Source organism: Salinisphaera sp. RV14, assembly GCF_052044135.1.
Lineage (GTDB): Bacteria > Pseudomonadota > Gammaproteobacteria > Nevskiales > Salinisphaeraceae > Salinisphaera.
On sequence record NZ_JBQDYF010000007.1, the window covers coordinates 50,471 to 68,590 of the forward strand.

Genomic DNA, 18,120 nt, shown 5'->3' on the forward strand with positions numbered 1-18,120 from the left:
ATCGCCCTAATTATTCTGCGCTGGCCTGCTCATCGGCAAACCAGTGCGCCCGGGCGGCCATGATCAGCTCGCCGGCGGCCTTCTCGTCGATCTCGACCAGCTCCATGAGCTCGTCGGCGCCGAGTTCGGCCAGCTCGTCGCGCGAGCCCACGCCGGCTGCCGCCAGCTGGCCCGCGAACTGTTCGTCGACACCGTCGACTTCGAGCAGATCCGGCTCATATTCCGCGTCGCCGCCTTCGGCGCTCGAGATCGCCTTGGACAACAGGTAATCGCGTGCGCGACTGCGCAACTCCTCGACGATATCCTCGTCGAATTCCTCGATCTCGAGCAATTCAGCCTCGGGCACGTAGGCGATTTCCTCAGTCGAGGTAAAACCTTCCTGAACGAGGATAACCGCGACCTCGTCATCGACATCGAGTTGTTCGCGAAACATGACCTGAAGCTGTTCACCTTCGGCCTCGCTCTTCGCGTCCGCGTCCTCGAGCGTCATGACGTTGAGCTTCCAACCCGTCAGCTCGGAGGCCAGACGAATATTCTGACCGCCGCGGCCAATCGCCTTGGCCAGGGAATCCTCGGCCACCGCCAGATCCATACTACCCGAATCCTCGTCGAGAACGATGGATTCGACATCCGCCGGCGCCATGGCATTGATCACGAATTGTGCCGGATTCTCGTTCCACATGATGATATCAATGCGTTCGCCGGCAAGCTCGTTGGACACGCTTTGCACCCGTGAGCCGCGCATGCCGACGCAGGCGCCGACCGGATCGATCCGGCGATCCTTGGCCTGCACCGCAATTTTGGCACGCAACCCCGGATCGCGCGAGGCCCCGCGCAGCTCGATCAGGCCCTGACCGACTTCCGGCACCTCGAGCTTGAACAACTCGATGAGAAACTCCGGCTTGCTGCGGGACACGAACAGCTGCGGCCCACGCTGTTCAGGACGGACATCATACAGATAACCGCGGACCCGGTCGCCCGGGCGCATCGGCTCGCGCGGAATCATCTGATCACGCGGAATGATCGCCTCGGCGTTACCGCCCAGGTCGAGAATGACGGCGCCGCGCTCCATGCGCTTGACCAGCCCCGTGATCAACTCGCCGACACGGTGCCTGTAGGCGTCCACGATCTGGGCCCGCTCGGCCTCGCGCACTTTCTGTACGATAACCTGCTTGGCCGCCTGCGCCGCGATACGGCCGAACTCGACCGATTCCATCGGTTGCTCGATGAAATCGCCGACCTCGACTTCGGGATGCGTTTCGCGCGCGGTCTCGAGTGAGATCTCGCGATCCGGGGCTTCAATGAACACCGGCTCGCCGTCCTCGCCCTCGGCACCGGGATCGATCACCTGCCAGCGACGAAACGTCTTGTAATCGCCGGTCTTGCGGTCGACTTCGACACGCACCGCGATCTCCCCGCCATGCTTCTTGCGGGTCGCCGACGCCAGCGCGGCCTCGATCGCCTCGAAGATGATCTCGCGATCGACGCCTTTCTCGTTCGATACCGCTTCGGCGACTAAAAGGACATTTTTATTCATCACACCACCTGAGTGTTTCGCTTACGCCGGCCCGGAAGGACCGTTGCAGACCCGATCCGTCGCCTCACTCGTCGTTGTCGAATACCGGCTCCAGTCGCGCTTTGGCCATATCGCCCAAAGGCAGGTCGTATGTGGCGTCATCACACGCCAACTCAACCACCTCACCCTTCACGGCGTGAATTCGACCCTTGAACTTCCGCTGACCCGACACCGGCGCAAACATCTGCACACGCGCGCGCTCGCCGACAAAGCGTTGAAAATGCGCCGCGCTGGCGAGCGGCCGGTCCAGACCCGGCGACGACACTTCGAGCTGGTAACTCGCGCCACCCTCGCCGTCGGCCACGTCCAGCGCCGCGCTCACCTCATGGCTGACCGCTTCGCAATCTTCAATGCCGATTCCGTCGGGCGAATCGATATACAGCCGCACCACCGCGTTCGCGCCAGCGCCCACCGACTCCAGGTGCCACAACTCGTAGCCCATATCGGTCACGACAGGTTCGAGCAGCTTGTGCAGGCGGTGCGGCATAATCTTGAGACTCGGCGATTATGAGTCGCCAACAAAAAAGCCCCGCATCGGGGGCTTTTCGATAACCAGTTGTGGTAGCGGGGGCAGGATTCGAACCTGCGACCTTCGGGTTATGAGCCCGACGAGCTGCCAGACTGCTCCACCCCGCACCCGATGAGCGCGAAACTATAACAAGTTGCGGACTGCAAAGCAAGCCGGAAAGTTTCTCCGAAAGGCTTTGAAAGCCGCCCGACTGGCCGTCCAATCGGTCAACGCGAGGCGCAGATTAGCATAGACGCCGACAGACGCAAGCCTTTTGTTGCGAGTTTATTGCAAAGGCATCGCGAAGCCCGGCATGACGGGCGATCGGAACGCCCAGATACCCCGGAACTGCAACGCCCGTCGTGTTTTATGCGCCGCTCTCCACCACGATTTCCGGGGAGCATCGCTCGGGCCTGTCGCGATTGCGCACGACTTCGCGCCGGGCACCTTCATGCTTTCGGGCTTCGTTCGCCGAAGAACATGTCCGCAGATCAACACCGATTCACGCCGATGCGGTTGTACTTTCGCGACCTAGCGGATTCGACGCGCTAACCGGCGACGGCGTCGAACGAAGCGCGTAACCCGAATGATTCGCTTGTGAACAAAGCGCATACAGTTGTTCGCGCCACGTTCGCACCAGCGCCGCAAACGACCCACCGCCATCTGCGTGAATCGGTGTTGATCTGCGGACAAATGCCTTAAGGAACGAAGAGAGTAGCCCTGCACACCCCGAGACCACGACGGCCACGAACTCAGTCCGTCATTTGCGCCCTTTGCGGACTCAAGAACGTCAAGTGCCAACGAACCGGCGCGCCAAACGAACCGCCATCTGTATGAATCCGCCGCGATGAACCAAAAAAGCCGCGCCCTGAAACAGGACACGGCTTGGTGTGGTGCCGACGGCCGGACTCGAACCGGCACAGCTCTCGCTACTGCCCCCTCAAGACAGCGTGTCTACCAATTCCACCACGTCGGCAAAATCGTCCCGCGGGCTAATCGGGAATCTTGGGCCCTTTACTCTTGCTCTTGCTCGCACCTGCGGCCTCACTACCCGAACCGGATCCGGACGAACCGCCCTGGACCTTGTTCGCCTGACCGCCGCCGGCCTTGTTGCCTGTCTGCTGCTGGGCCACGGCTGGCTTGCTGCCCGAGCCCTGCGTCAGCTGATCGGTCACGCTGCCACCGCCGCCCGCGGTACTGGCCCCGTTCACGAGATAGGCCAGGGTCAGGCTGGCCAGCATGAACAGCGTGGCCAGACCCGCGGTGGCACGACTCATGAAGTTGGCCGAACCCTTGGCACCGAACACGGTGCCCGAGGCGCCGCTGCCGAACGCGGCGCCAGCATCAGCGCCCTTGCCGTGCTGCAACAGAATCAGCGCAATCAGCGCAAGCGCGATCACAACCTGCGCGATCACCAGAATCGTATAAACCATGCAATCAGTCCGCTCGGCGCACTAGACCATAGCGCGCGCGATGTCGACGAATGAGTCCGCTTTGAGCGACGCCCCGCCGACGAGTGCCCCGTCGACGTCTGCGCCCGCGAAAAGCGCCGCCGCATTATCCGGTTTTACGCTGCCGCCGTAAAGGATCGGCAGCGAGTCGGCTATTGTAGCATCCCAGTTCGCGATTTGGGACCGTAAAAACGCATGAACGGACTGCGCCTGTTCCGGCGAGGCCGAACGCCCGGTGCCGATGGCCCAGATCGGTTCGTAGGCCAGCACCATGGCTTCCAGGGTGCGGCGCTGGCAGCGCCCGGTCAGCGCGTCGATCTGGCGCGCGAGCACGCTTTCCGTGGCATCGGCCTCGCGCTGCTCGAGCGATTCGCCCACACACACGATCGGGGTCAGGCCCGCGGCGACCGCGGCTTCGGCCTTGGCCACCACGACGTCGTCGCTCTCGCCAAACAGTTCGCGTCGCTCGGAGTGGCCGACCACGACATAACGCGCGCCGCAGTCGGCCAGCATCGCGCCGTGGATTTCGCCGGTGAAGGCGCCGGGCTCGAGCTCGCTGGACAGGTCCTGCGCACCGGCCGCCACATGGCTCGGCTCGAGTGTCCGCGCGAGGCGTTCCACGTAGACGAAGGGCACGCACACGGCGAGATGGCAATCGAGCGACGGCGCAGCCTCGACCAGGGCACGGCCAAAGGCGTCAACCTGCGCCGCGCTGCCGTTCATCTTCCAATTACCGGCGACGAATTTGCGACGTGTCATGGATTCCCTCTTGCGTGATGAATGGTGTGTCCGCCTCAGACCGCGGCCCGCTGATCGACCACATCGGCCAGGCTCCTGGCATGGCGCGCGACCGCTTCGCCGTCCCGCCCCTCGACCATCACCCGCAGCAGCGGCTCGGTGCCCGAGGGCCGTAATAATACGCGCCCGTCGCCGCCAAGTGCAGCCTCGACGTCGCTCACCGCCCGCATCACGCACGCGTCGGCCATCAGCGCGTCGGCCGTACCGCGCCCGACACGCACATTAATCAGCGTCTGCGGACACTTCTCCAGTGGGGCGACCAGCTGCGACAGGGGCTGGTTTCGATCACACATGGCGGCCAGCACCTGCAGCGCCGACACGGTGCCGTCCCCGGTGGTCGATCGATCCAGGCAGATCAAATGGCCGGAGGACTCCCCGCCCACCGTGCCGCCGCGCGCCAGCAGCCGCTCGAAGACATAGCGATCGCCGACGCGGGCGCGCTCGAACTCGATACCGCGCGCCTCGAGGGCCAGCGCCAGACCGAGGTTGCTCATGAGCGTGCCCACGACCGGACCGCGCAACTCTCCGGCCCGCTGGCGATCTTCGGCAATCACGTAGAGCAACTGATCTCCGTCGACGACGGCGCCCTTCTCGTCGACCATGATGCAGCGGTCGCCATCGCCGTCGAGGGCGACACCGGCATCGGCGCCGAGCCGCTGCACGGCCTCCACGATATGATCGGGATGGGTGGATCCGCAGTCCTGATTGATGTTCAGACCATCCGGGTTATTGCCGATCGCATGCACGGTGGCGCCCAGCTCGCGAAACACCTCCGGCGCCGTCTGGTAGGCCGCCCCATTGGCGCAGTCGACCACGAGCGCCAGGCCGCGCAGGCCGCCATTGGCCAGGCGCGCGGTGGATTTGCAGAACTCGATATAGCGGCCCGAGGCGCTTTCCACCCGTCGCGCGCGGCCCAGATGGCCCGAGGCGACGCAGGCCAGCGGCTGCTCGAGCTCGGCTTCGATTTCGAGCTCGAGCGCGTCGTCCAGCTTCTGGCCATGGTGCGAGAAAAACTTCACGCCGTTGTCGGCGAAGGGGTTGTGTGACGCGCTGATCACCACGCCAGCCAGCGCGCGAAACGTCCGCGCCAGATAGGCGATGCCGGGCGTCGCCAGCGGGCCGACCAGCAACACGTCGACGCCGGCGGAGGCGAAACCGGCCTCGAGCGCCGATTCGAACATATAACCGGACAGCCGCGTGTCCTTACCGATGACCACGCACGGGCGCGCGCCGCGCACGGCATCGCTGCCGCGCTCGTTCAGGCGCCGCAGCAGCACGCGCCCGGCAGCCCAGCCCAGTCGCAACGCGAAATCCGGCGTCATCGGCGCTTGCCCGACCTCGCCCCGGATTCCATCGGTTCCAAAGTATTTCCGACCCACCTCGGTTCTCCCCGGTTGCTTGCTGCGGCCGCCCGACGCCGCGCTAGGCCGGCTTCAAGTGGCGAGCGAGACACACCATCTGCGCCGTCTGGCGGACATCGTGACAGCGTATGATACCCACGCCTTGAAGCGTGGCCCAGAACGCCGCGCCGAGGCTGGCATTGATGCGCGCCGGCATGTCGTCACACTCGAGCAGCTGCGCGAACATCGATTTGCGCGACACGCCCATCAACACCGGCCGACCGGCGACATGAAGCTCGCCGATGGCGCGCAGGAGCGCCAGGTTGTGCGCCAGCGTCTTGCCGAAGCCGAAGCCCGGGTCGACCACGATGCGCGCGGGGGCGAGGCCGGCCGTACGACAGGCGGCGACGCGCTCCTGCAGGAAACCGCGCACTTCAGCCACGACGTCGGTATAAGCCGGCGCGGACTGCATGCTCTCCGGCTCGCCCTGCATGTGCATGACACAGACCGCCGCATCGGCCGCGGCCGCGGCCTCAAGCGCGCCGGGGCGCGTCAGGCCACGGATGTCGTTGATCATGTCGGCCCCCGCCGCGCACGCGGCCCGAATCACCTCGGGACTGCTCGTGTCCATGGAGATAAAGACGTCGCTTTCCGCGCGGAGCGCCTCGACCACCGGCAGCACGCGATCGCATTCGGCCGCCGGCGATACCGGCGCGGCGCCGGGGCGGGTCGATTCGCCGCCGATATCGATGATGGCCGCGCCCTCCCCGATCATCGCGAGCGCGTGCCGGACCGCGGATTCCACGGTGACATAACGCCCGCCATCGGAAAACGAATCGGGCGTGACGTTGAGCACGCCCATCACGGCGGGCTCGGCCAGTGACACGTTGCGATTCGCGCCAGCGAGTACAGCGGCCGGCGTCTGGTTGCCGTTTGTATTCATACGCGACCCATAAAAAAACCGGCGGCCCCGGACCCGGAACCGCCGGCTCGATCGATCGGCTACGACTGCCGGTTATGCGCCGGGCTGGGCACGCTGTCGCCGCCCCGCTTGCCGGTATCCGACTCGCCGGCGCTCTCGCCGTGGCCGACACTCGCACCGGAGCCACCGTTGCCCGGCCCCGACGGATCGGAATCGGTCCAGCTTTCCGGCGGGCCGGGCTCGTGGCCTTGCATGATCTCGTCGATCTGCTTGCGGTCGATGGTCTCGTATTTCATGAGCGCATCAGCCATGAGGTGCAGCTTGTCCATGTTGTCTTCGAGGATCTGCCGCGAACGCTCGTAGCAACTGTCGATGATCGAACGAATCTCTTCGTCGATGGCATGCACTGTCTCGTCGGAGATACCGCCGCCCTGGGCCGCGGCCTTGCCGAGGAAGGGCTCGCTGTCCTCCGTGTTGTAGGTAATCGGCCCCATGCGCTCGGACAACCCCCACTTGGTGACCATGTTGCGGGCGATCTCGGTCACGCGCTCGATGTCGTTGGAGGCCCCGGTCGTCACCATGTCCTTGCCATAGATGATCTCTTCGGCCAGACGACCACCGTACAGCGAACAGATCTGGCTGTTGAGCCGCTGCTTCGAGTAGCTGTAACGGTCTTCCTCGGGCAGGAACATGGTCACGCCCAGGGCACGCCCGCGCGGCACGATGGTGACCTTGTGCACCGGGTCATGCTGCGGCACCGACAAGCCGATGATCGCATGGCCGGCCTCGTGATAGGCCGTCATGCGCTTATCGTCCTCGTTCATGATCATGGACTTGCGCTCGGCGCCCATCATGATCTTGTCCTTGGCACGCTCGAAGTCGTCCTGCGTGACCTCATTCTTGTTGGCACGCGCGGCGAACAGCGCCGCCTCGTTGACGAGGTTGGCCAGGTCCGCGCCGGAAAAGCCCGGGCAACCGCGCGCCAGGATGCTCGGCTTGACGTTTTCATGCACCGGCACATTCTTCATGTGCACTTTCAGGATCTGCTCGCGACCGCGCACGTCCGGCAGCGGCACCACGACCTGGCGGTCGAAGCGGCCCGGGCGCAGGAGCGCCGGATCGAGCACGTCCGGGCGGTTGGTGGCGGCGATCACGATCACGCCCTCACTGCCCTCGAAGCCGTCCATCTCGACCAGCAACTGGTTCAGCGTCTGCTCGCGCTCGTCATGCCCGCCGCCGAGACCGGCGCCGCGCTGACGGCCGACCGCATCGATCTCGTCGATGAAGATGATGCAGGGCGCCTGTTTCTTGGCCTGCTCGAACATGTCGCGGACACGCGATGCACCCACGCCGACGAACATTTCGACGAAGTCGGAGCCCGAGATCGAGAAGAACGGCACCCCGGCCTCGCCGGCGATCGCCTTCGCGAGCAGCGTCTTGCCGGTACCCGGCGACCCCACCATGAGCACGCCACGCGGAATCTTGCCGCCCACGCGCTGGAACTTGGATGGGTCGGACAGGAACTCGACCAACTCCTGGACTTCGGACTTGGCTTCCTCGACGCCGGCCACATCCGCGAACGTCAGCTTGATCTGGTCGGCGGCCATCATCTTGGCCTTGGACTTGCCGAACGACATCGCGCCACCGCCCTTGCCGCCGCCCTGCATCTGGCGCATGAAGTAGATCCAGACACCGATCAACAGCAGGAACGGGAACCAGGAGATCAGTATCTGCTTGAGAAACGACCCCTGATTCGGCGGCTCGCCGGTGATCTCGACATTGTGATCGAGCAGCGTGCCGATCATGGCCTTGTTATCGGTTTCCGGGCTGTAGGTATGAAACTTCTGCCCGGAACTCAACTGCCCCGAGATGTTGTGATCCTCAATGTGTACCTGGGATACATTGTCGTTCTTGACCTTCGTCAGAAAGTCGGAATACGCCATGCTCGAGCCCGTCGAGCCCGACGGCGCGAAGCTGGAAAACACGCTCATCAACACGAGCGCGATCACCACCCAGAGCAGCAGATTCTTCGCAAGTTCGTTCAAGATCGTCGTCCTCGATCACCGACGCCGGCGATCGTATTTGGTTATTCGGTCGGCTATCTGCCGACAGTGTAAACCATCATGTACTCAAACCACCCACCAGGCGATGCAAGCGAAAAGCGGCGTCAGCCGTCTCGCCAGCCGGTGCCCAGCAGGTACATTTCGCGGCTCGCATCGCGCGAGGCCTTGGGCTTGCGCGTCATGACCCGGGCAAAGCGCTTTCGCGTGTCGGCCAGAAGCTCATCGAAGCCCTCGCCCTGAAAAACCTTGATCAGCAGTGCCCCGCCAGGCCGCAGCACGTCGTCGCACAGCGCCAGGGACAACTCGGCCAGCTGCATCACGCCGGCCTGATCTGCTGCCTTCACACCTGTCAGATTGGGGGCCATATCGGAAAGTACAAGATCCACGCCCGCGCCATCGAGCTCGGCCATGAGCGCATCGAGCCCCGCCTGCTCGGCGAAATCCACCTGCAGGAAACGCACCCCGTCGATGCCGTCCATGGGCAGGCGATCGAGCGCGATGACCCGGGCCTCCGGTTTCCGGCGGCGCACGTACTGACTCCAACCGCCCGGTGCGGCGCCAAGATCGACCACGCAACGCGCGCGCACGAGCAATCGGTCCTTGTCGTCGATCTCGGCCAGCTTGTAGGCCGCCCGCGACCGGTAATGGTCGGACTGCGCGGCCTTGACGTAGGGGTCGGCGCGATGCGCCGCCAACCAGCGCTTGGTGTCACTCCGCTTGCTCATGGCCGTATACTATTGGTTTGCTGATGAACACTGGACACCATGCCCGTCGCCCTGGATAAATCGACCCGCCTGGCGCTGAAGAAACAGGCCCACCACCTCAAACCGATCGTGCAATCGGGGGCAGCCGGCCTGAGCGAGGGCGTGCTTGCGGAAATGGATCGGGCCCTGACCGATCACGAGCTGGTCAAGGTCAAGCTCGTGGCCGACGACAAGGCCTCGTTCAACACCGAAGTCGAACAAGCCTGCGCCGCACTCGATGCCGCCTGCGTGCAGCAGATCGGCCGGACCGCGACGCTGTATCGGCCCAATCCGGAAAAAAGCGACGGCTGAGGCCGCCGCACTCGGGCTTACTCAGCGATAGCGCACCTCGACCACCTCGAGCGTTCGCTTGCCACCGGGCACGTCGACATCCACGACGTCGCCCTCGCTCTTGCCGATCAGCGCGCGTGCGATCGGCGACGCAAACGACAGCAGGCCCTTCTTGATATCGGCCTCGTCCTCGCCCACGATCTGGTACGTCAACTCGTCGCCGGAATCCTCATCCGCCAGATCCACGGTGGCGCCGAAGATGATGCGCCCGTTGGCCTGGGCGCCGGCCTTGGCCACGTCGACGATCTGGGCCGAGGCCAGCTTGGCCTCGACCTCGGCGATCCGGCCCTCGTTGAAGCTCTGCTCTTCCTTCGCGGCGTGGTATTCCGCGTTCTCCTTGAGATCGCCGTGCGCGCGCGCTTCCTCGATCGCGGCGACGATGCGCGGACGCTCTTTCTTCTTCAGGCGTTCAAGTTCCTGGCGCAGCGCCTGCGCGCCGCTTTCGGTCAGTGGCGTACGGTCCATGAAACCACCTCGGCATGATTCATAGCATGGAAAACAAAACGGTCGCCCGAGACGGCGACCGCTTCGCGACTCAACTGGGGACGTAAGGCTGTGCCATTACGCCAATCGCACAGGCTAGCAGCGTGCGTGATTCAAGTCGAGACAGCTTGATCGATACCCTCGGCGGCCACTTCCGCCAGGTGATCGATCTGCTCCGGCGTGATGACGTAAGGCGGCATGAAATAGATCGTGTCACCCAGCGGCCGCAGCAACGACTGACGGGTCAGTCCGTGCCGGTAGACCGACAGGCCGCGTCGTTCGCGCCAGTCGAACGGCGTGCGACTGGCCTTGTCCTTGACCATCTCGATGGCCAGCACCATGCCGGTCTGGCGCACTTCGGCCACATGCGGATGATCGGCCAGCGGCGCAGTCGCACGGGCCATGCGCTCGGCGAGCACACGATTGGCGTTGATCTGGTCCCGCGCCGCAAATTCGTCGAGCGTGGCGAGCGCCGCGGCACAGGCCAGCGGATTGCCGGTGTAGGAATGCGAATGCAGGAAGGCGGTGAGGTTTTCGTATTCGTCGTAGAACGCGGCGTAGACGTCATCGGTGGTCAATGCCACGGACATCGGCAGGTAGCCCGCCGTGATCCCCTTGGACAGACACATGAAATCGGGCGTGATGCCGTGCGCCCCCGCCTGTTCGCAGGCGAACAGCGTGCCGGTGCGACCGAAACCGGTGGCGATCTCGTCGGCGATCAGATGCACGTTGTAGCGGTCGCAGGCCTCGCGCAGCAGCTCCAGATAGACCGGATGATACATCCGCATGTGCCCGGCACATTGCAGCAGCGGCTCGACGATCACGGCACAGGTCTCGTGCGCGTGCTTGGCGAGCAAGGCCTCCATGTGGACGAACATCTGCCGGCTGTGCTCTTCCCAGGACACGCCCGCCTCACGATGGAAACAATCCGGCGACGGCGCGGTCAGCGGCTTGAGCAACAGCGGCTCGTAGGTCTTCTTGTACAAAGCGACATCGCCGACCGCCAGCGCGCCCAGCGTTTCGCCGTGGTAGCTGTTGCCGAGATTGATGAAGCGCGTCTTTTCGCCGTGGCCGGTATTGAGCCAGTAGTGAAAGCTCATCTTGAGCGCGACTTCCACTGCCGCCGAGCCATTGTCGGCATAGAACACCTTGTTCAATCCCTCCGGCGAGATGTCCACCAGGCGCTCGGCGAGTTCGACCGCCGGCTCGTGGGTGAACCCGGCCAGCATGACGTGCTCGAGGGTATCCAGCTGGGTCTTGATCCGGTCGTTGATCGCCGGATTGGCGTGACCGAATATGTTCACCCACCAGGAACTGACCGCATCGATATAGCGATTGCCGTCGAAATCCTCCAGCCACACGCCCTCGCCGCGCCGCATCGGAATCGGCGGCAGTTTTTGCGTGTCCTTCATCTGTGTGCAGGGATGCCACAGTACGTTGAGATCGCGGGCGATCAGTTCCTGATTGGTCATGAGTCAAGCTTTTTACTGAATGAACGGCGCCGGGCCGGGGTCGCCGACCTGACGACCCGTGCCCCGGCGTTCGACGTGACCGGCCATCGCCGATCCCGGGCAGCGGCTATCGACCCGGAGCCCCGGCCTGTTCTACAACAGCGCGAGGTCCAGAACCAGGCCGACGAAGATCACGCCGCCCAGAAAATTATGCTGCATGAATACCTTGAAACAGGATTCCCGATCCCTCGCGCGCGTGATCCATTGGTGGTACACCGACATGGTCGCCGCCCCGGCCAGCCCAAGATAGTAGAAAAAACCCAGCGCGAACATCAGGCCCACCACCACCAGCAGGGCATAGAACAGACACTGAAACGCGCCGATGATGGCGCGGTCGCGCTCGCCCCAGAGGACAGCCGTGGATTTCACGCCGATCCGGAGATCGTCGTCCCGGTCGACCATGGCGTAATAGGTATCGTAGATGAGCGCCCAGATGAGCGTCGCGATGAACAGAACCCAGCCGCCGGCCGGCACGTGCCCGCTCTGGGCCGCGAATGCCATCGGTACCGCCCAGCCGAACGCCGCGCCCAGAAACATCTGCGGCCAGTGGGTGACACGCTTGGTGAACGGATACAACGCCGCCAGGGCCAAACCGACAAAAGCCATGGCGATGGTCAGCCCGTTCAACGTAAGCACCAGCGCAAACGCGGCCAGACAAAGCAGCGCGAACAGAACCAATGCTTCCTTCTCGCCGACTTCACCGGTGGCGAGCGGACGCGCCTTGGTGCGCTTGACGTGGCCATCAATATGGCGATCGGCATAGTCGTTCATCACGCAGCCGGCCGAGCGCATGAGCACGGCACCGAAGACGAAAACGAACAACACCCAGAGGTTCGGCATACCGCGCGCGGCGAGCCATAACGCCCAGAGCATCGGCCACACCACCAGGAAAATCCCGATCGGCTTGTTCAGGCGCGTGAGTCGCAGATAGCACTCGGGCTTGCCGGCGAGCGGGGGTGTCGTGGCCATCACGAAATCCTTTGCGGCCGTCGCGGGCCGGTCGATGAAAACGGTTATCGGGGCGCGTGCGCGGTGCAGCTACCCTCGCGCAACCCCGAAACGTTACCATGTCGCAAAATTCCGGCGGCTTCGCTCCCCAGGGTGCGGCGCTCGCCCTCGGGAGAACCCATGTCCGCTCCTTCTCAGTCCGGCGGTGCGCCGATCACCGACGAGCGCCAGCTGGTCGCCTATTTCGAAGATGCCTGCAAGCCGCCGAGCCGCTGGCGCCTGGGCACCGAGCACGAAAAGTTCGTATTCGATCGTGACACGCTGCGCCCGCTGCCGTTCGACGGCGAGCAGAGCATCTCGACTTTCCTGGACAAACTCCAGCGTTTCGGCTGGCAGCCGATGGTCGAGGACGGTCGCATTGTCGCGCTCGAGCTCGACCAGTGCCACATCACGCTCGAACCCGGCGGCCAGCTCGAACTCGCGGGTGCGCCGCTGTATACCATCCACGAGACCTGCGACGAAATCCATATCCATCTGCGCCAGGTCAAGGAAGTCGCCGCGGAAATGAATGTCGGCCTGATCGGGCTCGGCTTTCAGCCCAAGTGGCCGCGCGCGGATTGCCCGTGGATGCCCAAGGCGCGCTACGAGATCATGAAGTCTTACATGCCCAAGAAAGGCGATCTCGGCATCGACATGATGCTGCGCACCGCCACCGTGCAGGTGAACATCGACTACGGCTCCGAAGCCGATATGATCAAGAAGTTCCGCGTCGGGCTCGCGCTGCAGCCCATCGCCACCGCACTGTTCGCCAATTCCCCGTTCAAGGAAGGCCGGCCCAACGGCTTTGTCTCCTACCGCAGCCATATCTGGACCGATACCGATCCGGATCGCTGCGGCATGCTCGACTGGGTGTTCGACGAGGCGATGGGCTTTGAACGCTACAAGGAATTCGCGCTCGACGTGCCGATGTATTTCGTCTATCGCGACGGGCGCTACATCGATGCCTCCGGCCAGTCGTTCCGCGATTTCCTGGCCGGCAAACTGCCGGCATTGCCGGGCGAGCGCCCGACCATGGGCGATTGGGACGATCACCTGACCACCATCTTCCCCGAGGTGCGCCTGAAACGCTTCATGGAAATGCGCGGCGCCGATGGCGGCCCCTGGCGTCGCCTGTGTGCCCTGCCGGCGCTCTGGGCGGGGCTTTGCTACGACAGTGTGGCGCTGGACGAAGCCTGGAACCTGGTGGCCGACTTCACGCGCGAAGAACGCAACCACCTGCGCGACCAGGCGCCGACGCACGGCCTGAAAACCCCGTTTCGGGGCGGCACGCTGGGCGACATTGCACGCGAAACCATAAAGATCGCGCAAAACGGCCTGCGCCGGCGCGCGCAACTGGATAGCCTGGATCGCGACGAATCGATGTTTCTGGAACAGTTGGCGGAGATCGCCGAGACCGGCGTCACGCCGGCCGAGCACCTGTTGGCGCTGTACAACGGCCGCTGGAATCACTCGGTCGATCCGGTATTCGAGGAATTCGCCTACTGAGCCCGGTGGGCTCGAAAGCCCGATCGCGACCTGCCATCGGGCGGTGACAACAACACCGCTGTCGCGTTGCCGCATTCCGTGGGCGCTGCGCGCCCAATCGGCCGCGCATGTTCGCGGCACGGTGAAGCCGAAACCGCCGCCGACCCATGCCGCCGCGCCGCGGCCATGACCGGCGCCGGGTTCAATTTCCGCTGGCGCGGTACAGCGCGCCGCGCCTTAATTGTCCGAGGCCACCTTCGATTGCAGCCAGGGATATTCGCCGCGCCCGTTGTCGGCCGGCAGCGGACTCTTGACCGCCTCGCGCCCGTAGAACTTGACGCCCTTCTGGATCCGCTCGCGGCCCATTTCACGCCGGTGCTTGTTGGTATCGCGCAGGCTGTACACGCAGCCGCAATATTCCTGCTGATAGAACGCCTCGCGCTTGGCGATCTCGATCATGCGCGCCGCACCGCCTTTCTTGCGCCAGTTGAGCGTCCAGTAGCGGATCTCCGGATAGCGCGCGGTCGCACGTACGCCGGCTTCGTTGATCTGCGCCATGTTCTTCCAGCGCGAGATCCCCAGCGTCGACGAAATCATGTGATAACCGTTCTCCGCCGCGAACAGCGCGGTGCGCTCGAAACGCATGTCGAAGCAGACGGTGCAGCGACGCCCGCGCTCCGGCTCGTCCTCGAGCCCGCGAATTCGGTCGAACCAGTTGTCGGTATCGTAGTCGCCGTCGATATGCGGAATGCCGAGCTCGTCGCAGTAGCGCGCGTCCTCGGCCTTGCGCATTTCGTACTCGGCCTGGGGATGGATGTTCGGATTGTAGAAATACACCGTGACATCGATGCCCGATGCCTTGACCGCCGCCAGCACCTCGCCGGCACAGGGCGCGCAGCAGGAATGCATGAGCAGCCGGGTGCCGGGCTCGGGCGGCACGAGTGTCGGGCGTTCGTAGTTGTCGAGGCTGTAGGAGTTCATGTCGCGCGCCGGTCTTGCGATGTCATACTTATCCCCATTGTCCGTATTCACGGACGCTGCGTCCACGAGGGAGCCGCATGCAGAAAGGCAGTCTGGTCATGGCCATCATCTGGATGGCGGTCATTTCTCTGTTGTTGTTCTGGCTGCCACTGGCCGGTCCACTGCTCGCCGGATTCGTCGGCGGGCGCACTGCCGGCAACGCCGGGCGCGGCCTGTTGGCGGCGATTCTGCCGGCGCTGGTCCTGTGCCTGATGCTGATGGCCACCGGCACCGCATTGACCGGCTTGCCGGTGATCGGCGCCCTCGCCTCGATCAGCCTGTTCCTGGTCATCGTCATCCAGGGTTTTCCGCTTCTCGTGGGCGCCCTGATCGGTGGATTGACGGCCTGATCCCGCGGCGCGACTTGGCGGCAACACGCACGCCAATGCGCGATGAACCCAAAAAAACCCCGGCGGAAGCCGCCGGGGTTTTGTCACGCATGCAGCGCCGAACGCACCGGATCAGTCGTCCGGCGGCACGTAGGCGCCGTCTTCGTCGTGAATCTCACGCCCGGTGACCGGCGGGTTGAAGGCACAGACGAGCTTCATCTCGGTCTTGGCCTTGAGCGTATGCCGGTCGTGATTGTCAAGCGCGTAGACCGTGCCCGGCTTGATCTCGAACTCTTCGCCGGTGTCGCGATTCACGATGCTGCCTTCGCCCTGGTAGCAGAACACCGCTTCGAAGTGGTGCTTGTACCACATGTCGAATTCGAGGCCCGGCGGAAAGGTGGTTTCGTGGAACGAAAAACCCATGCCGTCGCTGGCAAGAAGCCAGCGGACGCTGGTCCAGCCACCCGGGCTGACCACTTCACGATCGGTGCCACGCAGATCCTCGGTGCGGACGATCTTCATATCGACTCCTTTGTTGGTTTACAGCAACGCTTTCATGCTACAGCAAAGTGCCCTCGCCGATAGCACGAATTCGAACGCCCGGGTTCAGGCCGCGCTGTGCAACAGGCCATGCTTGTCGAGAACGGTCTTGATCGCGGTTTCGAGAATATCCAGACCGGCCTCGATATCGGCGTCCGGGGTGATCAGCGGCGGCATGACCTTGATCACGTTATCGTCCGGCCCGGCGGTTTCGCAGATAAGGTGGTTCTTGAAGCACTCGGCCGCGATCTCGTCGGCCAACTCGGCCTGCGCGCAATCGATGCCGATGAAGAACCCGCGCCCGCGGACCTCGGCCTTGAACGCCGGGTTGGCACCCAGGATGCCATTGAGGCGTTCCTTGATGCGATCGCTCATGCGCAGCACGGATTTTTCCAGCTTGTCGTCGCGCCAATAGTGCTCCAGCGCTGCCGATGCGGTGACGAATGCATGATTGTTACCGCGGAAGGTGCCATTGTGCTCGCCCGGCGCCCAGATGTCGTACTCGGGCTTGATCATGGTGATCGCCAGCGGCAGGCCGTAACCCGACAACGACTTCGACACCGTGATGATGTCCGGGCTGATGCCCGCCGGCTCGAACGAGAAGAACGGCCCGGTGCGCCCCACGCCCGCCTGGATATCGTCGACGATCAGCAGCATGTCGTGCTCGCGGCACAAACGCTCGATCTTCTTCAGCCAGTCGAAGTCGGCCACGTTGATGCCGCCTTCGCCCTGGACCGTTTCCAGGATGATGGCCGCCGGCTTCTCCAGCCCCGAGGAGCTGTTCGTGAGCAACATCTCGAGGTCTTCGGCCGTGTCGCGGCCCTGGCCGAAATAGCCGCTGTAGGGCTGCGGAATCGCGCCCGGCATGTCCACGCCGGCACCGCCGCGCTTGGCCGCATTGCCGGTGACCGCCAGTGCGCCGAGCGTCATGCCGTGGTAGGCGTTGGTGAAGAACAGCACGCGATCGCGCCCTTTCACCTTGCGCGCAATCTTGAGGGCGGCCTCGACCGCGTTGGTGCCGGTCGGTCCCGGGAACTGGATCTTGTAGTCCATGCCCCGCGGTTTCATGATCACGTCCTCGAACGTCGCGAGGAACTTCTGCTTGGCGTCCGTGGCCATGTCCAGGCCGTGGGTCACGCCGTCGGATGCGATGTAGTCGAGCAGCGCCTTCTTCATGACCTCATCGTTGTGGCCGTAGTTGAGCGCGCCGGCGCCGGAGAAGAAGTCGAGGTACTCGGCGCCATCCTCGGTGGTCATCCTGTTGGCTTTGGCGTGGGTAAACACTTTCGGGAACGAGCGGACGTAACCGCGCACTTCCGATTCGAGACGGTTGATGATTTCCATTGAGAACTCCTGGCCCATGCGGGCGTTGGGTCTGGGTCTTGTCTAGTGTGACGCGCGTTCGACGCTGTCGCGGTCGAATGGGCCGATACGAAACAGAATTTCGGGCTCGTGGGGCTCGTCGGCCTCGAAATCGCCGAACATCTCGCTCGAGAACAGTTCGCTTTCGGCGACTTCGGTATCCAGACGGCGCGCCAGCCCGCGAAACAGGGCCTGCGACGGCTCGTTGCTGGGGCCGATGGTGGTATCCAGATAGTGCACATCGGCGCAGGCGTCGCGCTTGAGGATCTGGAACAGCATGCGCGTTGCCAGCCCCTTGCCGCGGCCGGCTTCGGCAACGCCGACCTGCCAGACGAACACGGTGTCCGGTTTTTCGGGGAGGATATAGGCCGTGATGAAACCCGCCAGCTCGCCGTCGATTTCGGCAACGACGCTCGTGCTGGCGTGATGCTCGCCAATGAGCATGTAGGCATAGGCCGAGTTCACATCCAGCACACCGAGTTCGTGCACCAGATGCAGAATGCCGGCACCGTCCTGCTTGCTCGGGGGCCGGAAATGGACTTCATCGGAAGTCGAAGAGTCAGTCTGTGAAATGGCTCTTGCTTTTCGGTTCGAATTTGCCTTGATTATACCATCCGCTCGTTTTTTTGCTGGCCGCGGCCATTGCGCGGC

General features: G+C 63.9%; 18 protein-coding genes and 2 tRNA genes. 3 read left to right on the plus strand and 17 right to left on the minus strand.

Annotated elements, in window-relative coordinates; all coding sequences use genetic code 11:
• Window positions 1-10: 10 nt before the first annotated feature.
• The 10 genes from nusA to ACS8Y6_RS09265 all read right to left on the minus strand — a co-directional run bounded on the left by nusA (window position 11) and on the right by ACS8Y6_RS09265 (window position 9,383).
• Window positions 11-1,537, minus strand: coding sequence for a transcription termination factor NusA (nusA, locus tag ACS8Y6_RS09220; RefSeq protein WP_440850327.1), 1,527 nt, complete (start codon window positions 1,535-1,537; stop codon window positions 11-13).
• 64 nt (window positions 1,538-1,601) lie between these two features.
• Window positions 1,602-2,063 (minus strand): ribosome maturation factor RimP, encoded by a 462-nt coding sequence (gene rimP / locus ACS8Y6_RS09225; RefSeq protein ID WP_109994880.1) that lies wholly within the window; start codon window positions 2,061-2,063, stop codon window positions 1,602-1,604.
• A gap of 72 nt (window positions 2,064-2,135) precedes the next feature.
• A tRNA-Met gene (locus ACS8Y6_RS09230) sits at window positions 2,136-2,212 on the minus strand.
• Window positions 2,213-2,975: 763 nt separating this feature from the next.
• Window positions 2,976-3,060, minus strand: a tRNA-Leu gene (locus tag ACS8Y6_RS09235).
• A 16-nt stretch (window positions 3,061-3,076) separates the two neighbouring features.
• The gene (gene secG, locus ACS8Y6_RS09240) at window positions 3,077-3,517 is read right to left on the minus strand and encodes a preprotein translocase subunit SecG (RefSeq protein WP_440850328.1); all 441 of its coding nucleotides are present in this window, start codon (window positions 3,515-3,517) and stop codon (window positions 3,077-3,079) included.
• A 21-nt stretch (window positions 3,518-3,538) separates the two neighbouring features.
• Window positions 3,539-4,294 (minus strand): triose-phosphate isomerase, encoded by a 756-nt coding sequence (tpiA, locus tag ACS8Y6_RS09245; RefSeq protein WP_440855438.1) that lies wholly within the window; start codon window positions 4,292-4,294, stop codon window positions 3,539-3,541.
• A gap of 35 nt (window positions 4,295-4,329) precedes the next feature.
• Window positions 4,330-5,712 carry a phosphoglucosamine mutase gene (gene glmM / locus ACS8Y6_RS09250; RefSeq protein WP_440855439.1) on the minus strand — a complete coding sequence of 461 codons (1,383 nt, stop codon included), beginning with the start codon at window positions 5,710-5,712 and terminating at the stop codon, window positions 4,330-4,332.
• Window positions 5,713-5,755: 43 nt separating this feature from the next.
• On the minus strand, window positions 5,756-6,616 hold the full coding sequence (gene folP / locus ACS8Y6_RS09255) for a dihydropteroate synthase (protein WP_440855440.1): 861 nt from the start codon (window positions 6,614-6,616) through the stop codon (window positions 5,756-5,758).
• 59 nt (window positions 6,617-6,675) lie between these two features.
• Window positions 6,676-8,640: an ATP-dependent zinc metalloprotease FtsH gene (ftsH, locus tag ACS8Y6_RS09260; RefSeq protein WP_440850332.1), complete on the minus strand. Its 1,965-nt coding sequence runs from the start codon at window positions 8,638-8,640 to the stop codon at window positions 6,676-6,678.
• Between the two features lie 122 nt (window positions 8,641-8,762).
• Complete coding sequence (locus ACS8Y6_RS09265; protein ID WP_440850333.1) at window positions 8,763-9,383, minus strand: RlmE family RNA methyltransferase; 621 nt, start codon at window positions 9,381-9,383, stop codon at window positions 8,763-8,765.
• 39 nt (window positions 9,384-9,422) lie between these two features.
• Here ACS8Y6_RS09265 and ACS8Y6_RS09270 point away from each other — a divergent pair, with 39 nt between their 5' ends.
• The gene (locus ACS8Y6_RS09270; RefSeq protein ID WP_440850334.1) at window positions 9,423-9,713 is read left to right on the plus strand and encodes a YhbY family RNA-binding protein; all 291 of its coding nucleotides are present in this window, start codon (window positions 9,423-9,425) and stop codon (window positions 9,711-9,713) included.
• A gap of 21 nt (window positions 9,714-9,734) precedes the next feature.
• Here ACS8Y6_RS09270 and greA read toward each other — a convergent pair whose 3' ends face one another.
• The 3 genes from greA to ubiA all read right to left on the minus strand — a co-directional run bounded on the left by greA (window position 9,735) and on the right by ubiA (window position 12,715).
• On the minus strand, window positions 9,735-10,217 hold the full coding sequence (gene greA / locus ACS8Y6_RS09275; protein ID WP_440850335.1) for a transcription elongation factor GreA: 483 nt from the start codon (window positions 10,215-10,217) through the stop codon (window positions 9,735-9,737).
• Between the two features lie 131 nt (window positions 10,218-10,348).
• Window positions 10,349-11,707 carry an adenosylmethionine--8-amino-7-oxononanoate transaminase gene (locus tag ACS8Y6_RS09280; protein ID WP_440850336.1) on the minus strand — a complete coding sequence of 453 codons (1,359 nt, stop codon included), beginning with the start codon at window positions 11,705-11,707 and terminating at the stop codon, window positions 10,349-10,351.
• Window positions 11,708-11,839: 132 nt separating this feature from the next.
• Window positions 11,840-12,715, minus strand: coding sequence for a 4-hydroxybenzoate octaprenyltransferase (gene ubiA / locus ACS8Y6_RS09285; RefSeq protein ID WP_440850337.1), 876 nt, complete (start codon window positions 12,713-12,715; stop codon window positions 11,840-11,842).
• Window positions 12,716-12,874: 159 nt separating this feature from the next.
• Here ubiA and ACS8Y6_RS09290 point away from each other — a divergent pair, with 159 nt between their 5' ends.
• A complete protein-coding gene (locus ACS8Y6_RS09290) occupies window positions 12,875-14,239 on the plus strand; it encodes a glutamate--cysteine ligase (protein WP_440850338.1) in 1,365 nt (454 codons plus the stop codon).
• 216 nt (window positions 14,240-14,455) lie between these two features.
• On the opposite strand, the gene ACS8Y6_RS09295 is transcribed toward ACS8Y6_RS09290, so the two are convergent.
• Window positions 14,456-15,199 (minus strand): epoxyqueuosine reductase QueH, encoded by a 744-nt coding sequence (locus ACS8Y6_RS09295; protein WP_440850339.1) that lies wholly within the window; start codon window positions 15,197-15,199, stop codon window positions 14,456-14,458.
• A gap of 77 nt (window positions 15,200-15,276) precedes the next feature.
• Here ACS8Y6_RS09295 and ACS8Y6_RS09300 point away from each other — a divergent pair, with 77 nt between their 5' ends.
• The gene (locus tag ACS8Y6_RS09300) at window positions 15,277-15,588 is read left to right on the plus strand and encodes a hypothetical protein (protein ID WP_440850340.1); all 312 of its coding nucleotides are present in this window, start codon (window positions 15,277-15,279) and stop codon (window positions 15,586-15,588) included.
• A 111-nt stretch (window positions 15,589-15,699) separates the two neighbouring features.
• Here ACS8Y6_RS09300 and ACS8Y6_RS09305 read toward each other — a convergent pair whose 3' ends face one another.
• From ACS8Y6_RS09305 to ectA, 3 genes are all read right to left on the minus strand, one after another.
• Window positions 15,700-16,089: an ectoine synthase gene (locus tag ACS8Y6_RS09305; RefSeq protein ID WP_440850341.1), complete on the minus strand. Its 390-nt coding sequence runs from the start codon at window positions 16,087-16,089 to the stop codon at window positions 15,700-15,702.
• Between the two features lie 84 nt (window positions 16,090-16,173).
• A complete protein-coding gene (ectB, locus tag ACS8Y6_RS09310; protein WP_440850342.1) occupies window positions 16,174-17,451 on the minus strand; it encodes a diaminobutyrate--2-oxoglutarate transaminase in 1,278 nt (425 codons plus the stop codon).
• Window positions 17,452-17,493: 42 nt separating this feature from the next.
• The gene (ectA, locus tag ACS8Y6_RS09315) at window positions 17,494-18,078 is read right to left on the minus strand and encodes a diaminobutyrate acetyltransferase (protein ID WP_440850378.1); all 585 of its coding nucleotides are present in this window, start codon (window positions 18,076-18,078) and stop codon (window positions 17,494-17,496) included.
• Between the last annotated feature and the right edge of the window lie 42 nt (window positions 18,079-18,120).

What these genes read in the sequence shown, in the direction of transcription:
- ubiA (WP_440850337.1), bottom strand. Translation starts at nt 12,715, where the DNA reads ATGGCCACGACACCCCCGCTCGCCGGCAAGCCCGAGTGCTATCTGCGA.
- ACS8Y6_RS09280 (WP_440850336.1), bottom strand. Translation starts at nt 11,707, where the DNA reads ATGACCAATCAGGAACTGATCGCCCGCGATCTCAACGTACTGTGGCAT.
- nusA (WP_440850327.1), bottom strand. Translation starts at nt 1,537, where the DNA reads ATGAATAAAAATGTCCTTTTAGTCGCCGAAGCGGTATCGAACGAGAAA.
- rimP (WP_109994880.1), bottom strand. Translation starts at nt 2,063, where the DNA reads ATGCCGCACCGCCTGCACAAGCTGCTCGAACCTGTCGTGACCGATATG.
- ACS8Y6_RS09305 (WP_440850341.1), bottom strand. Translation starts at nt 16,089, where the DNA reads ATGAAGATCGTCCGCACCGAGGATCTGCGTGGCACCGATCGTGAAGTG.
- tpiA (WP_440855438.1), bottom strand. Translation starts at nt 4,294, where the DNA reads ATGACACGTCGCAAATTCGTCGCCGGTAATTGGAAGATGAACGGCAGC.
- folP (WP_440855440.1), bottom strand. Translation starts at nt 6,616, where the DNA reads ATGAATACAAACGGCAACCAGACGCCGGCCGCTGTACTCGCTGGCGCG.
- secG (WP_440850328.1), bottom strand. Translation starts at nt 3,517, where the DNA reads ATGGTTTATACGATTCTGGTGATCGCGCAGGTTGTGATCGCGCTTGCG.
- ACS8Y6_RS09295 (WP_440850339.1), bottom strand. Translation starts at nt 15,199, where the DNA reads ATGAACTCCTACAGCCTCGACAACTACGAACGCCCGACACTCGTGCCG.
- ectB (WP_440850342.1), bottom strand. Translation starts at nt 17,451, where the DNA reads ATGGAAATCATCAACCGTCTCGAATCGGAAGTGCGCGGTTACGTCCGC.
- ACS8Y6_RS09265 (WP_440850333.1), bottom strand. Translation starts at nt 9,383, where the DNA reads ATGAGCAAGCGGAGTGACACCAAGCGCTGGTTGGCGGCGCATCGCGCC.
- ACS8Y6_RS09300 (WP_440850340.1), top strand. Translation starts at nt 15,277, where the DNA reads ATGCAGAAAGGCAGTCTGGTCATGGCCATCATCTGGATGGCGGTCATT.
- ACS8Y6_RS09290 (WP_440850338.1), top strand. Translation starts at nt 12,875, where the DNA reads ATGTCCGCTCCTTCTCAGTCCGGCGGTGCGCCGATCACCGACGAGCGC.
- ACS8Y6_RS09270 (WP_440850334.1), top strand. Translation starts at nt 9,423, where the DNA reads ATGCCCGTCGCCCTGGATAAATCGACCCGCCTGGCGCTGAAGAAACAG.
- greA (WP_440850335.1), bottom strand. Translation starts at nt 10,217, where the DNA reads ATGGACCGTACGCCACTGACCGAAAGCGGCGCGCAGGCGCTGCGCCAG.